The following is a 15,237-nucleotide window of genomic DNA, read 5'->3' as shown; positions in this document are numbered from 1 at the left end:
CTCCTCCAATACCCTCACTTTTTGATTAGGGGGGCTTATCTTTCAAAATTGAAATGCTCAACCGCATGTATTCTGCGATTGAGCATCCTTAATATGTCATTTCCAACTTTTATCGGACAGCAATGAAAATCAATAGATAAGGACAATCAATAAAACAAAAAATACAGAGAGGGATGTGCCATTTTGTTTGACACATCCCTCTCTTGGATTTATATCCAACTTTTAATAAGTGGTTTATTCTGTTATTGCTATCTTCTGAAGCAGTACAATCTCTTGATTAAAGATATGTTTTAGATTTTCTCTTCCATTCATCCGGGATGGAGATTCTTTGCTCGAACTAACTAAAAACCAAATTAAAAACCTTATCTAAACTACTGAAATGTGATCGAATAATGTAAGAGTATTCTCATACTGTTATATGACATTACGTTCTTATGGTCCAATCCTTGTTTTGCACGACATAGAAATCTATTTGATCTCACACGATATCGATCTCAGGAAAAACGCAAAGGACTTTGGTTGCCCCATTAAAAACAACCTTACAGTCATACGAATGCAGTCAAAAACATCTCAAAAAGAGCAGAATCCCCATCCTACAGATGAATATATTGCATACTGTGAAACGACATCATATCACAGCGAGTTTGTTTTAACAAGCGAAATGCTTCACTCCCGGTACAATGGCCCGTAATGAACTTGCAGCTCGGATAATTTGTTTTCAGAACATCTGCTATGGCTGCCAGCTCCTGTGGAGTCTCAAAACCGTCAAGCAAATGAAATCCTCCCAATACACAATTCAATGGAAAAGGTGAAGCATCCATTATATTCAACAAGCCATTGTGAGCGCATCCCAAATAAAGAAGACCATCTATATACAAAGCCATTTCATGACCAAAATCATCCGGACATAAATCATCTGCTTCATTCCTCTTAACCTTGAGCAACTCATTTGCTTTAGGCATTGGATATGGATGGACAAATTGGGTTATGATATGAAGATCAGAATCAACAACTCTATTACCTTCAATCAGTACAAAACGGCCTAAAAAGCTATCAAATGAGCTATCACAAGTAATTGAGTGAAGCGAATTTCGTTCTGAATAATACCTTGAACCCAATATAGCAGGACTCATGATAACTTTGGCAGTTTTATTAACTTTCAGAAAGAACTCCAGTCCTCCCAAATGATCTCTGTGACCATGTGAAATAAAGACATAATCAACTTTAGAAAGGTCGACACCCAGCCTTTCGGCATTTTTCAAAAACAGATCCGATGCACCTGTATCGAGTAGCAATTTGTGGCGCGCTGTCTCTAAATATATGCAAAGGCCATGCTCCGTACAACAAACATGGGAAGTATCCTCTTTTATATGAAGAGGAGGCCTGTTGTCTGAAAGGATAAAGCAGTTCACAACATTATGAAACTTACAAAGTTACAATGGCTGTTGAGACTTATTTCGAAGATTTATTTATGCTCGCCACACTTACCGCAGCATTCATGCCCCTCTTCTTTACCATGCTCATGATGATGCTCATGATGATTACATTGGCCTTCTCCATAGACAATGGTCCCATCGAGGAATTGTTGCACAATATCCATTACGGGCTCAAGTGGAGCTCCTTGATGGATTTCTATTCCATACTTAACAAGAAAGTTTACAGCACCTTGTCCTATTGAATTGACAATAACATCTGAGACACCATTTTCTTTTAGAAATTTTGGAAGTGATCCATGCTCATGCTTTGGTGTTTCCAAAGATTGTGTACTGACAATTTTATTGTTTTCTAGAGATATAATCGTTACATGAGTAGCACGGCCAAAGTGACCAAAAAGTTTTCCCTGCTCTGTGGGAATAGCGATCTTTTTCATTGTATCATTTTTAATTTTTACCGACTTAAACGTGACATGACCACCATCAATATTAAGCGTTCTTCCCTCCACCAATGCGTGAGCAACCTTTTTTCTGGCTGCATCATAAATACGGGTAAAGGTAGGCCTCGAAACATTCATCTGTTCGGCAGCTTCATCTTGTTGCATTCCCAGATAATCTGCCAGACGAAGCGTTTCAAACTCATCATAAGTAAGAAGCGTTTCACGAAGTCCTCTTCTAAAACAACCCACCGGACGGAAGCCGTCAACAATAGGTGGAGAAGAGACATATCTACATTGTTTAGGTCTTGCCATAATTCTTTAATTGATACAAAGGTACATATTTATTTTGAACATGCGTTCATAACTCAAGTAATTTTAGCTATTGCAAATTGCACATAAAAGCCCTGTATTATTCTCAAGAATAGAATCCAGGAACAAATATTCATCACGAGCAAAAAGCAATAAGCTCTACCCCACTCAATCTTTCTGAACATTTATGTCTTTCGTAGCATATCATCTATACAAAGATACCTCGAATATAATCCGAACAACTACAAATTGATAATTCCTTTTATCCATCCAAATATAATCCAGTATGCCATATAGCAACGACTGTGTTCGACACAAAGATATTCCAAAGGATCAATATTAAAAAGAGCTTCTATCCTCTATTTTTGTTTTTGTGCCATATTTATTTGAGTTGCAACAATAACCTTATCAAATAAACAAATCCCGGCTTCAACTATAGTAGTGAAAGACCGGGATTGTTGTTAAGGATAAAAATATCATCACTTTGTAATAAACCAATTTTGTTCTTCGATATCTGTCCTTATCCTTGCTTATATTTTTTCAAGGTGTATAATACCCTTGCATATTCATCTCCATAGCCCTAAAATACTTATACTTATCCTCTTCGAATGGATAATCCCAACATCCAAGCTGATGATAAATCTCTCCACCAAAGCCCTTTTTAAACTTATATAACCCGTGCATGGGATGATTGGGATCGGGGGTTGGAGCCACTCCAAACATATCGTATTCTATGCAATCATATTTCTTAGCTATCCTAATAGCCTCCCACTGAAGTGCATAAGTCGGCATCACATTTCTATTCTCGGCAGTAGACGCACCATATAAGTATGTAGCTCTATGACTTGAAAGCACCAAGAAAATTGCCGCCAAAGGTTTCTTATCCAAAAATGCGACCAACAATTTGACATCTACCTCATCAGAAGCAATCTTAGAAGATAGAATAGATTCGAAATATGACATATCATTCAATGTAAGTCCATTTCGGAGAGCGGTCTCTGTATACAATTTGTACCAAACATCCATCGCATCCAATCCCATTTCCCGAACTTCAACACCTTTACGCATAGACAATTTAATATTGTAACGAGTCTTGGGCTTCATCCGATTCAAAATCTCATCCTCGTCTCCCGAAATATCGATCAAAATAGTATTGGAAGGCAATACATTGGTATAGGCCTTTTTTAGATTCCAATTGTTGGTACCATAATTGAGCTGAAACTCTTGAAAAGGTATATCCGGCAATCCAATCCAATTGCCATACTCATCAAAATCGCCTTTATCGCACCAGTGAGAACGCCAGTTGAGATCATATCTGAGACCAACGCAATTCTTCGGCAAAAATCGACGCAGCTCTTCCGAAAATTCTTCCAAAAAGACTCCTTGATTTTCGACCGAAGGCTCTACCTCGGGGCCATATGGCAAGTAAGCAATGTAATCCTCATTATTAAAAGGCTGATAAAAAACGACCACATCCGCCTGCGTCTGTGCATAGCCACCTACATTGGTATAAAGCTCACTATTACGAATACTGAAATCAAAAGCAGATGAATCGACACCCAAGCGACTTTTCACACCGGACCAAAACGAAGTCTGTTGCAAAATAGGAGTACTATATGTATCAGCAATATTTTTGGGATCTATCTTGAGGTACATAACTTAAAATTTTCGCGGGTGCAAACTTAAGTAAGATATTATGATAAAGCAAAAATAAAACTGAGTAAATACAATCAAATGTTAATTCACTAACTTACAATAAGTAATGGATAACATCTTAAAACATTAAAACTAAACACAACAGACAAGCAAAAACATAAAGTGTCATGAAAATATCAAATTATCAACCAATAAGACATTTTACAATACCGGTATCAATATGTGATTTGGTGTTCCAACAAAAGTTACGACATCTATCGCTAAACTACCATATAAAAAGGCATATCATTGCTAAAGAGAACTCTTTTTATTACCTTGGTCTTCGATAATTTATAAGATTCATGGAAATAAGCATATTACTTACAATCCTTTTGATTAAGTTTTTACTTGGTGGAGCGTTCACCCGGGGTCGTAAGATATGTCTTATTGAAGTGGGACAAATGACTCTCTCACCGAGCATCAAATTCAATCTAAAAAATAGTCTTTCCGATAGGGTTGTGAAGCTCGTCTCAAGAAGGCTATATTTGTTAAATATCGTTATCTTGATTGATACTCAAGAAGCTGCTCAAACAACTCAAATTCAATCTCAAAATCATATATTCGAGGGTTAGGGTTACCCGACCTTCCTAACGACTTTGCCCGTTTTTATAGTACAAAACGGGCTTTTTTATGCGTTATTTTAACAAATAAGCTCGCGCGAGATGCAATCTGTTCTCGCGCGACTTTGGATTCGATCTCGCGCGACCTTGACATGCGAAGTCGCGCTACTTCAGGTGCAACCTCGCGCGAGTTTACCTTCAAAGTAGCGCGAGAATGGATTGAAAGTCGCGCGACCTTACAAAAAAAGCGGCCTAAAATGGTTTTTTAAGCCGCCAAAAGATAAAACAAAAGTACCATTCATATATTTTAACACATAACAAAGTCAATTAATTTGCCTTCTTCTACTATTCCGGAAAAAAACGGCCTCTTTCAGGTCAAAATTAGGGCATTTATAGACATAAAAAGGGCTTAATTAAATTTACATTATTTATATTTTTAGCTCTGTTTTAGTCAATAGATCACCACATATTGATCATGCTGATAGATTCATTTATCACATTCGATCATGCTTAACAATGTCTATAATTTGATCTATCTCCTGTTGCATATTTCTTATTTTCCTAACATCATCCTCCGACAAATAGGAAGAAATTTTTTTGATCTTGCGAAGACTTAGAGACAATGATACACTGCCTATACCAATCAAAATAAAAGAACATGAAGTTATAAGAACCAACGATAGGCTTGTAAAAACCGGCTGTGTCAATAAAAGGATGGACAATATAACACCCAAAACTCCAACTATAAGAGTATTGGTCCAATTACTTATCCTCAAATCTTTGAGATCAAAAGAAAATCCGACCAGCAATATTGACTTAAACATCAGCATAAAGCCAATAACAAATGGCAAAATCTCCATTGTAAACTTAGGATAAGCCAACAGATATACACCTATAATCAAAGAAAAGATTCCATCAATCAAATACCATCCCCAGCCATTGATGGCTTGTCTGTTTCTTAAAGCAAAAATAGAACTAAGAATACCGGACACAAGGAATGAAAGTGCAAACAAAAATGCAATTGCAGAATAAGTTTTCAAAGGAATCGTAAACAGATAAATACCAAAGAGAATCAAACAAATCCCAATAATCATAGGGATATACCAATTTTTAAGCGTCTGCTTAAACGACTGCAACAAATTAGACATAATATTACGTATTAATTAATAATGCCTACTTCTTAAAATGCGGTGTTCGGCTTGTCCGCAATAAAAAGAATTATCACAAGATCAGTTCAATAGCAACAAGATGATACCCTCCATACAATCAGTTCAAGTACTTCAATACGGTAAACTCAAGTCTAAAATTAGACTACATAAAGGTATATATTTAATCTTATTTATTAAATATACAGATGGTAAAATTATATATTTTATGTTATTATTTCAAACAACCTACAAATTCAAATTCAGCACTAACATCAACACCAAGATAGGTTGCCTTAATGGTCTTGAAAGTAAATGAAAAACTTCTGTCTCCGATACGCCCCTCTATCTCAGCATTATACTTATGAGAAAAAAGCATTCTCATAATCAATGCATCTTTAACGGTCTGACGGAAGTAACCGGTGCGATCCACTTTGATATGTGGAACATAGATCCTCATCCTGCCCGGCATCTTCCCTATTTTTGGCAGACTCATTTGAAGTGTCATTTCCCCACTGACGGTTCGAGTCACTGTAGCCGTTACCTCTTCTTTGGGAGACTGCTTTTCTTTGCCTCTCATGCGCACATGAGAAAGATGACCGATGTAATTTTCGGTGCAATTAGTCACTAATTTCTCTTCTTTATTAAGTTTTGAGGGGAAAGCCAAGATGGAAGTGTACGACAAGACAAATGAAATCAAAAAGAGCAGGCTCAAAGAGGCAAACACACATTTTTTCATAGACTATGTTTTTGAACAATTCTTACCAATTCACCTATAGCAACTACGGGGAATGTAAGGATCAATGTAATAACCCAATCTTCTATACTCAAAGAGCAGACATGGAACACTTCTCCTCCGAATGTAATAATGACAATCTGTCCAATTAAAACGAGCGCCCATATCAATAAAAAGCCTTTACACCCTTTGAAACGAAAGGCAGAACCTCCCGAAAGGAAAGCTTTTGCATTCAGCATATTCCAAAACTGCAACAACACAAAAATATTGAAAAACAAACTATGTTCATAAGGAGTTATTTCACCTCTGGAGAAGTCGCGCCATGTATAATTAAAGATATTGGAGAAAGCTCCCGGCTCGATGTCTGTATGCAAGAAAAAGGCGTAACAGCTTAATAGAGAAACTGCAAAAACAGCACCCATAATGCCTATCAGAGTACCCATTTTGGGTGTAATAATAAATTGTTTTCGATCACGCGGATGCTGCTTCATCAAATTATCTTGCGGTGGAATAGATGCAAAAGCAACAGCGGCAAAAGAATCCATGATAAGATTAACCCAAAGCATCTGTGTTACATTGAGTAGTGTACCACTACCCATGAAAGAAGATATAAGCACGACCAAACATGCAGCAAGATTAACCGTCAGTTGGAAGAGGAGAAACCTTTGAATATTGAGATACAAAGATCTTCCCCACATTACGGCTTTGCGAATCGAAGCAAACGAATCATCCAAGATTGTAATGTCACCTGCCTCTTTGGCAACTCCCGTACCCGAGCCCATGGATAGACCTACATGGGCTGCTTTGAGAGCCGGAGCATCATTGGTACCATCACCGGTAACAGCTACAACATGCCCCCTTTTCATAAGACATTCGACCAATCTCTTTTTATCCTGCGGCTTGGCACGAGCTACAACTTTGAGCGAATCTGATCGGTGAATCAATTCATCATCCGAAAGAGCTTCAAACTCAGGACCGGTCATCATGGACAAATCGTTGTCTTCGTCTGTCCACAGTCCAATCTCTTGAGCAACCCTTCTTGTGGTAATTGGATTATCTCCGGTAACAATCTTAATATCAATACCGGCATCACGACAACTTCTAACGGCATCTTTGACATCCTCTCGGACAGCATCTTCGATAGCAACAAACCCCATAAAATGAATATCTTTTGCCACAATAGTCGTTTGATCAATAGCCATTTCATGAGGATCCAACACCTTATAGGCAAAGGCTAATGTTCTCATCGAATCCTCTTGAAACGATTTTATCTTTGCATCGAAAGAGGACCAATCCAACCCATTGGGATAATGCGAACACATACCATAAATAATTTCTGGAGCACCCTTGACGTATAAGATCCGCTTTCCACACCCGGACAAAACCTCAACAGCCATAAATTTATATTCCGTAGAGAACGGGATCTCATTGATCACCTTTGCATCATTGCGGTAATCAATATAGTAAACGCCATGCTTAAAAAGCCATAGCAACAAAGCCGATTCTGTCGGATTGCCCAATGGCCTTGGAGTATCTCCCGAAAAATCCAACTGTGCAGTACAATTGACAGACACCCCCTCCTTGACATAAAAACTAAACTCCGAATCATTCAAATCTTGTTCATGAGGCAATCCATAAAAAACAACCGAGCTAACCTCCATTTGGTTTTTTGTCAATGTACCGGTCTTATCTGTGCATATTACATTCGTAGCTCCCATGGTTTCGCATGCATGCAACTTTCGGACAAGATTGTTTGATTTGATCATTCTTCGCATGCTATATGCAAGGCACAGTGTTACTGCCATAGGAAGGCCTTCCGGGACAGCAACCACAACAACTGTCACGGACAGCATTAAGCTGCGAAGAAAATAGGTCACAAATTCGATCAAAGTCCAATTATCTCCGGCATCAGTAAAAAATCTAATACACCTGGAAGCAATGATAATCAGAGCAATGATATAGCTCATCTTGGTAATAAATGCACTTAACTTAAACAGTTGTTCATTGAGAGGTGTCTTGGTCGAATTGTCTATCTGAGTTGATTCGAAAACCTTGCCATTCTCGGTGGCATCACCCACTGTCTGCACGGTATAAATAGCATGGCCTACCAAAACCTTTGTTCCTCTAAATACCATATTAGAGGCATAAGTGGCATTTTTATCAAATTGAGCATGATCTACAGTTTTGCGACAAGAGGACTCGCCGGTAAGGGAAGACTCGTCTACAATCAAATGGACAGATTCCAATAAAACACCGTCTGCCGGGATTTCACAACCGGCCTCAATGATAACAATATCACCTACGACAATATCTTTTTTGGGGACTTGTTGTACACTACCCTCTCGAATAACTTCATAAGCCTCATCATCATTTACTTGATTGAGAATATCAAATTCTTTCTCAGCCTTAAGTTCAAACAAAAAAGAAAGTCCCGTAGCAAGCAGGACAGCGAATAAAATACCCAGAGGTTCAATAAAGATTGATACAGATGAATGCAAATGCCAATATTCATAGCAAGAAATTAGGGCCGAAAGCAACGCTGCAATAAGTAATACAATGATCAATGGGTCAGCAAATTTGGCAAACAGTTTAAGCCATATAGAATCTCTCTTCTTTATAGTCAGTATATTATTTCCAAATTCTTTACGACTCTTCAAAACAGCGTCTGAATCGAGCCCTACATACCTATGTTTATGCATGAATAATATGTTTCGAATTAGCTATTGACGAATAAACAAAAAGGTCATTAGACCATTTTGATAAGCTTCACCCGATTTACGCTTAAAAGAGATCTTCCGTCCCATGGCACCTTGCCACACCTCTTTGGCTCCAAACAACTTCTTAAATACGACCTCTTTCTAAAGGTAGATTTGGGATAAAACCTACACATGACAAAGTTAACAATTGCTTCGAAGTATAGAAGAGATTATCCTTCTAAACACATAGCAACTCATTGACAAAACTCAATAAAAGCTATTAAACAATGACGAATTACTTTGCTAATTAGAGTATTTGGATTGGTCATCCAAACAAACATATTACGTTCAATATCGCATATTGCACATCTAACTTTTTACTAATCCACCCAAGTTGGCCACAAATCTGTGTCAATAACCCCACGCGACATTCTCAATAAACCCAGATTTGTCGTTAGATGGCAGATTCTAATGACCGTCATTAGAGATTATTACTCTTAATGCATTATATATCATAGCTTTATAAGCTTATAAAATGATTCTTATCTACTAAATTTCTCCACCATTTTGGTGAGATGTGATAAAGGGAAAAAGGACTTTGAATATTTGAATGTATGTGATACTCCGATGTTCTATCGACATTTTTGGATAAAGGATGGATTATAAAATAAAGAAGCTGTTTTGAATATCTTTTCGATAAATTCAAAACAGCTTCTTTATCTGCTTACTCAATATGTTAGTATAACATTTCTAATAAATAAAAACTGCCTGCACCTGCCAAGTACCCCAAGAGGGCCAATATGGAGAATCTTTTGAGATAATACCCAAAACTAATTTTCTCCATGCCCATGACTGTAACACCTGTAGCCGAACCAATAATAAGAAGGCTGCCACCCGTAACGGCACAATAGGCAAGAAAGGTCCAAAAGCTACCATCCATTACAAAAGGAGACATCGCATTGACATCGACATGAAACATTCCCATTACAGCCGCAACAAGTGCGACATTGTCCAAGATAGATGACATACCACCAATAGAGAGAGCCAAAAGAGATTTATCCGGAATGGCAATCGACACAGCATCAGAAGCAATCGCAAGCTGACCTCCGGTCTCCAGTGCTGCTACAGCCATCAATATCCCCAAGAAATAAAATATGGTAGCTAAGTCTGTATGGTGCATTAGCTTGTCAACACGCATATCATAAGAATGCTTCAACAACTTATTCTGCTTCCTAAACATAATCTCTGTATAGAACCAAATAAAAGCAACTCCTCCAAGAGCTCCCATAAAAGCAGGTAGTTCGAACAAAGACTGCCAAACAGGTATCATAAGAAGAGCCAACATTCCTATCCAGAAAATAACCTTACGATCACGATCTTTCACAATGTTCTCAAATTTATCATGATCACAGACAGAAGGCTCTCTCAATTTTGCACCCTTCTTGAAGAGCCAAAAGTGAGCAATGGACAGAGGAACCATTAGATTTACAAATGCCGGCAAAAAGACATGCATTACCTGATGAAGAGGAGTAATCCTACCATTTGTCCAAAGAAGCAAAGTGGTAACGTCACCGATAGGAGACCATGAACCTCCGGCATTGCAGGCAATAATGCACATACAGGCATATTTAAGACGATCTGTACGATTAGGCACCAATTTTTGTAAGATTGCTATAATCACAATAGCAGCAGCCAAGTTGTCTAAAAGAGCTGAGAAAAAGAACGAGGCAATAGCTACTCTCCACAATAGTTTTCTCTTGTCTACGGTAGCCAATGTATTGGTAATAGCTTTGAACCCACCATAGTGGTCTACCACATAAACCAACAGCATGGAACTAAGAATAAAGAACAGAGTCCCGGAGACATCACCCAAATGATTCTGCAATTTATCAGACATAAAATGCTGCACTTGATTCAGTGGAGATGTATCCGAAAGCTCAGCATGATGCGTCATATACTGCACAAATTCGGGACTTCCGAGGCCTATACTATGATCCAAAAGTAAGATTGTCCACATAGACAGACACATAATAAGGGCCGTCACACTCTTATTAACCCCTATTTTATCTTCGAAAGCAATTGCCAAAATACCCAAAATGAAAATGATGGGCATCAGTAAAAATGTTGTGGTCATAACAATATTATAAAAAAGTTATACTATCAATGATACGAAGTTAATCATAAAACACACAAGAAAGGGCAACACAAAAAGCTGTATGCCAATCAATTTGTGTAAGACACTTCTCTACAAACACCACGAATAGAAGCCATTACATACTTCAATACCCTATCGGTTCAAAGCATCTTCTTTTTTAGAATATTTGGACTTTTCACACCCAAATTGCCCCTCAAGCAGCTCGCTCAAGGATACGGCTTTAGAAACAAAATCAATAATATTTCTTCTTATTTCCGGTGCAGTGTCATCGGTAAGATCCGTAAGATGTATTCTATATACAAAGAGAATATCACTGCCATCAAGTCCACATTTAAAAGGAAACATATCTTCCGACAGCAAAAAATCCAATATGGATTCTACACCCTTCTTGGGCAAAACACCAATAGGTGAGACAGCAAAAAGATGTACCGAATCATAAGCAAAAAGTCTGATTTGAGTCATCCCCCGATGGAAAGTCCAGTGTTCGTATCCATCTCTTGCAATGATGGGGTTAATATTCATTTGCCTAAGAGTATCTTCACAAAAGACACTCAAGTCGGAAAGCTCTTCGTCATCAAAAATCTCATCATCGATTTTCTCTCCGCAATTGGGACAAAAAGAACATTTATTCTCTATTAGCTCACCACAGCTGTCGCATTGAAAATGAAACTTATCGCGATTGATATCTTCATAGCTTTCGATCACCTTTCGCAAAGAATCTATGGGAACAGCAAATCCCATATTATCCGCATTGGTAAACTTACTGACTGTCACACCGACAATATCCCCCGCTTCATTAAAGATGGGACCCCCCGAATTACCGGGATTAACGGCTGCATCAGTCTGAGTATAATACTTGCCATCCATCAATTGTTTGGGAGCTGAGACGGTGCCTTCTGTAACAGTAAAGGGCATTCCATAAGGATATCCGGCAACAAAGACCTTATCCCCTATCCCCAATGAATCATCTAAAGCAAGATCAACAGATGGCAAATACGAAAAATCTTTCTCAGATGCCAGTATAGCCAAATCGATGCAAGGATTGACTAAAACAACTTTGGCCAGATAAGAATTTTCGTCTCGATCAAGGAGAGCAACACTTTTAAAACCTGCAACAACATGGTAGTTGGTAACAAAAATATCCTTATCTCTATAGTAGAAACAGCTTCCCGATCCACTTGCATGAGAAACCTTCAAAACAATATCATAAAGTTTCTTGTCCATTCTTATTCTCCTTTCTTTCTAAGAATATATCTAACAATGCCAGCTCAATTTGCTTACTGACCGATATGTAATCAACAAGATTTCTATCGTCAATTGATTTAACTACCAATTCCTTAAGCTTTATCAATTCAGCTTCTTTACACTCACCCCCCTTAGAATTATTTGCTTGCAAATGGCCCTTACTCCCTGTATGCAAAGAGGTATGATCATTAGGTACATCTACATCACTAAGTTTCCCCGAAATAATTCGTTTCATGGCAGCATACAAAATTGTTGAGGCTTCCTTAAATGTTTTGGAAGATGATTTTTCTAAAGCCTCAACGATGATAGAATAAATATCATCCTGCATGTCGAAATAATACAGAGACTCATAAAAAGAATATCTAATGCGAATATAGCACCTCTTATAATCTTCAACCTGAACAGCGGCTGTCACCTCTTCATAAATGCTATTCATACGCTCTTGAACACTACTTAAGGAAGAGCCGGTATTTAGTGAAACTATTTTTTCTACATGATACAAATGCTTGGAGAGCTCATCTTCGGTCATCGACATTAGTCTTTTAAGAAATAGCAAACCTCCATTGACAACCTCTTCGATAGGACGATCATCATCGTCGTCGTCAAAACGTTCCAACTCTTCTATGTAATCAAACTGTAATTTCCCCTGAGGCTGTAAAAAATAGTAAATCTGATACAGAGAAGAGGCCAACACATTCCAAGCTATTCCATAAGACCGGTTGTCAGCATTAAGTTTGACTTCGGTAATGGTTATTTCACCGATACATTTTATTCCTTCCACTATTCTGTTCATATCGGCCTTAGAATATGGAGTAACTTTGGGTGAAACACACGGCTTAGCCCCAAACTTAGAGCAATACTCATCATCATGAGTATCAGCGAAAGTACAGATGTTACCAATTAAGCGGAACAACTTACTCGGATGGGTCTGAGCAAATGAACAATGATATTCAATCTTAAGAAGATCTCCCTCCTTCTTGATACGGGCAAGATTGAGATCCTCGATATTTACATTCATAAGTTCACGCAAAAAAGCAACTCGACCGTTATGAGGAAGATGAAGAAAGTCTACCCAAAGGTAAAACATATCATCAGCGATCTTTATGTGAAGAAAAACAGAACCATGAGGGATACAAAACTCTGTACCCTCTTCATTGCCATATTTCTTCCGAATATCTTCATTAAAGAAATCGAGCAAAGTGTGAAAAGCCTCAAGTTTGTCTCCATTCTCATATTGTTCGGTAAAAATAGAAACCAAATCATGTCGTAGCATACTTGCCATAGAGGCCCTAACAGTCGGAATAAAAGGAAACGCTTGCTTCATATCTGCTAAATTCAAGATGATAATGCAACAGCATCAAATTCTTTGTTAGTTAATGATTTATATTTTTTGGAAACATAAACCCAAATCTATTCCTCAGTCTATAGTTCAAGATGTTCTGAACGCACATTACATGTTCCCGGGTTATATTTCTAAAATCCGTACCTTTTGGGAAGTATTGCCTAATCAATCCATTCGTATTTTATTTGCACCTCTTTCCCCTGAATGGTATGGTCTTGCAAAGTAAACAAAAGCTTTTAATTTACTTGAATTTTCTTCTTAAAAAACTAAATTCTTTTCTGTTGTCAGCAGAAAGAATTTGCCTATCAACGTAATTTCTTTAATCGTTGCATTTCCTTCATTTGCCGAGACTCTTAAGTAATACAAACCGGCATATATGTTTCTCCAAATGGATGCCAGAGCTATTTCCACAATATTTTATGCATCTTCGATAAGTTTCATATTGGTTTCGTCTTTTTCGATTAAGTTCGCCTGCCAATCAATCTGCTAATGCTCCCAATAATCTATCTGATTTAACAAATATTACTTTTTCACATAAAAGTGTATCCGTGAATGCTACCTTTATCTTAGGTAGTTATTGGACGATTCACGACAATTCCTTCTTCATGAATAGCTACAGTCCACTGAAAAAGGAATTGTTCAATCATCTCGGATGCAGTTCGATCTGCTAATCATTGTTTCAGTCTGGAAGAGGGTTGCTTCTCGAGGTGCGATTCGTTAGATTCTGTAATGGTCTATAATCCAGAACCGCCAATTAATTGTTTTGAAAGTGATGTAATATGCGATGTAAATTTATTTGTACCGAATGGCTCGGTCGAGGCTTATAAAGGAGCTAAAGGATGGTCTAAATTCCGGAATATTTATAGCATCCCCCTGACTTCAAAAGTCAATTTTATTGAGAGAAATATTGCTTTAACCATTGGAGAGAAGGCACAACTTTGTGTTTTTTATATACCAAGTGATGCCATACCTCGTCTTTCCTGTTCATCTGATAACGATAAAGTAGTAACTGTTGATGATAAAGGAAATATCGAAGCTCTTTCTTGTGGCGAAGCTGTTATTACGGTCAAGAAACGAGACGGAAGCAGACTGTTTGATGAATGTAAGGTTACTGTCCAATAGTTAATAAAGGTGCTGGTTGAGAAAGGCATTTTCTGCAAGTTTGCCCGGACTATTGTACGGACTGCTCAAAAAACAAAATGCCCTCTTTGGGACAATGGTTTCCAATGATTACTTCAGGGTGTTTTTGATGCCCATTTCAAAGCCTCAAGCCGGACCTGTCTGAGAAAAGCTGAGAGCAATGTATAGACTTAATATGAAAAACAGATGACAACAAATGCTTAGAGTAGAATTGAGAAGGATACTGTCCCAAAAAAGTGTGTAAGACCCAAGACTATTATCTTTGAAATTACAAACTAAAAAACGATAAAAAGCATGAACCTTACACAAGTACAAATTAAAGAAATTATTTCGAATTGTCT

12 protein-coding genes and 1 pseudogene are annotated in these 15,237 nt (G+C 37.8%); 3 read left to right on the top strand and 10 right to left on the bottom strand.

Annotated features, from left to right (window positions below; translation table 11 throughout):
• Positions 1-593: 593 nt before the first annotated feature.
• The 3 genes from ACFO3G_RS06040 to ACFO3G_RS06030 all read right to left on the bottom strand — a co-directional run bounded on the left by ACFO3G_RS06040 (position 594) and on the right by ACFO3G_RS06030 (position 3,838).
• Complete coding sequence (locus ACFO3G_RS06040) at positions 594-1,295, bottom strand: MBL fold metallo-hydrolase (RefSeq protein WP_417389916.1); 702 nt, start codon at positions 1,293-1,295, stop codon at positions 594-596.
• Positions 1,296-1,465: 170 nt separating this feature from the next.
• Positions 1,466-2,185 carry a DUF134 domain-containing protein gene (locus ACFO3G_RS06035; protein ID WP_380078952.1) on the bottom strand — a complete coding sequence of 240 codons (720 nt, stop codon included), beginning with the start codon at positions 2,183-2,185 and terminating at the stop codon, positions 1,466-1,468.
• A 537-nt stretch (positions 2,186-2,722) separates the two neighbouring features.
• Positions 2,723-3,838 (bottom strand): lipid II:glycine glycyltransferase FemX, encoded by a 1,116-nt coding sequence (locus tag ACFO3G_RS06030; RefSeq protein WP_380078950.1) that lies wholly within the window; start codon positions 3,836-3,838, stop codon positions 2,723-2,725.
• A 341-nt stretch (positions 3,839-4,179) separates the two neighbouring features.
• Between ACFO3G_RS06030 and ACFO3G_RS06025 the strand changes: the two genes are divergently transcribed.
• The gene (locus ACFO3G_RS06025; protein WP_380078948.1) at positions 4,180-4,449 is read left to right on the top strand and encodes a hypothetical protein; all 270 of its coding nucleotides are present in this window, start codon (positions 4,180-4,182) and stop codon (positions 4,447-4,449) included.
• Between the two features lie 482 nt (positions 4,450-4,931).
• Here the strand turns inward: ACFO3G_RS06025 and ACFO3G_RS06020 are convergent, their stop codons facing one another.
• The 7 genes and pseudogenes from ACFO3G_RS06020 to ACFO3G_RS05990 form a co-directional block, all read right to left on the bottom strand.
• Complete coding sequence (locus tag ACFO3G_RS06020) at positions 4,932-5,585, bottom strand: HdeD family acid-resistance protein (protein ID WP_380078946.1); 654 nt, start codon at positions 5,583-5,585, stop codon at positions 4,932-4,934.
• 232 nt (positions 5,586-5,817) lie between these two features.
• Positions 5,818-6,321: a hypothetical protein gene (locus ACFO3G_RS06015; protein ID WP_380078944.1), complete on the bottom strand. Its 504-nt coding sequence runs from the start codon at positions 6,319-6,321 to the stop codon at positions 5,818-5,820.
• Positions 6,318-9,017: a calcium-translocating P-type ATPase, PMCA-type gene (locus ACFO3G_RS06010; RefSeq protein WP_380078942.1), complete on the bottom strand. Its 2,700-nt coding sequence runs from the start codon at positions 9,015-9,017 to the stop codon at positions 6,318-6,320. Before ACFO3G_RS06010 ends, ACFO3G_RS06015 begins: the two co-directional genes overlap by 4 nt.
• 733 nt (positions 9,018-9,750) lie before the next feature.
• The gene (nhaD, locus tag ACFO3G_RS06005) at positions 9,751-11,148 is read right to left on the bottom strand and encodes a sodium:proton antiporter NhaD (RefSeq protein ID WP_380078940.1); all 1,398 of its coding nucleotides are present in this window, start codon (positions 11,146-11,148) and stop codon (positions 9,751-9,753) included.
• A gap of 153 nt (positions 11,149-11,301) precedes the next feature.
• On the bottom strand, positions 11,302-12,393 hold the full coding sequence (locus ACFO3G_RS06000; RefSeq protein ID WP_380078938.1) for a trypsin-like peptidase domain-containing protein: 1,092 nt from the start codon (positions 12,391-12,393) through the stop codon (positions 11,302-11,304).
• Positions 12,374-13,738 carry a hypothetical protein gene (locus ACFO3G_RS05995; RefSeq protein ID WP_380078936.1) on the bottom strand — a complete coding sequence of 455 codons (1,365 nt, stop codon included), beginning with the start codon at positions 13,736-13,738 and terminating at the stop codon, positions 12,374-12,376. The genes ACFO3G_RS06000 and ACFO3G_RS05995 overlap by 20 nt, the downstream gene beginning before the upstream one ends.
• Before the next feature lie 49 nt (positions 13,739-13,787).
• Positions 13,788-13,996 (bottom strand): annotated as a pseudogene (locus ACFO3G_RS05990) (IS30 family transposase); the annotation flags it as partial.
• Positions 13,997-14,485: 489 nt separating this feature from the next.
• Here ACFO3G_RS05990 and ACFO3G_RS05985 point away from each other — a divergent pair.
• Positions 14,486-14,878 carry an Ig-like domain-containing protein gene (locus ACFO3G_RS05985; protein WP_380078934.1) on the top strand — a complete coding sequence of 131 codons (393 nt, stop codon included), beginning with the start codon at positions 14,486-14,488 and terminating at the stop codon, positions 14,876-14,878.
• A gap of 16 nt (positions 14,879-14,894) precedes the next feature.
• Positions 14,895-15,041: a hypothetical protein gene (locus tag ACFO3G_RS05980; protein WP_380078932.1), complete on the top strand. Its 147-nt coding sequence runs from the start codon at positions 14,895-14,897 to the stop codon at positions 15,039-15,041.
• Positions 15,042-15,237 lie beyond the last annotated feature (196 nt).

The sequence above is a fragment of the Falsiporphyromonas endometrii genome (assembly GCF_042654485.1).
GTDB lineage: Bacteria > Bacteroidota > Bacteroidia > Bacteroidales > Porphyromonadaceae > Porphyromonas > Porphyromonas endometrii.
This window is presented reverse-complemented; position numbering and strand designations above follow the sequence as displayed.

Bases quoted from the DNA above. Each gene is read 5' to 3' on its own strand.
- ACFO3G_RS06035 (WP_380078952.1), bottom strand. From the start codon at position 2,185: ATGGCAAGACCTAAACAATGTAGATATGTCTCTTCTCCACCTATTGTT.
- ACFO3G_RS06030 (WP_380078950.1), bottom strand. From the start codon at position 3,838: ATGTACCTCAAGATAGATCCCAAAAATATTGCTGATACATATAGTACT.
- ACFO3G_RS06025 (WP_380078948.1), top strand. From the start codon at position 4,180: ATGGAAATAAGCATATTACTTACAATCCTTTTGATTAAGTTTTTACTT.
- ACFO3G_RS06020 (WP_380078946.1), bottom strand. From the start codon at position 5,585: ATGTCTAATTTGTTGCAGTCGTTTAAGCAGACGCTTAAAAATTGGTAT.
- ACFO3G_RS06015 (WP_380078944.1), bottom strand. From the start codon at position 6,321: ATGAAAAAATGTGTGTTTGCCTCTTTGAGCCTGCTCTTTTTGATTTCA.
- ACFO3G_RS06010 (WP_380078942.1), bottom strand. From the start codon at position 9,017: ATGCATAAACATAGGTATGTAGGGCTCGATTCAGACGCTGTTTTGAAG.
- nhaD (WP_380078940.1), bottom strand. From the start codon at position 11,148: ATGACCACAACATTTTTACTGATGCCCATCATTTTCATTTTGGGTATT.
- ACFO3G_RS06000 (WP_380078938.1), bottom strand. From the start codon at position 12,393: ATGGACAAGAAACTTTATGATATTGTTTTGAAGGTTTCTCATGCAAGT.
- ACFO3G_RS05995 (WP_380078936.1), bottom strand. From the start codon at position 13,738: ATGAAGCAAGCGTTTCCTTTTATTCCGACTGTTAGGGCCTCTATGGCA.
- ACFO3G_RS05985 (WP_380078934.1), top strand. From the start codon at position 14,486: ATGGTCTATAATCCAGAACCGCCAATTAATTGTTTTGAAAGTGATGTA.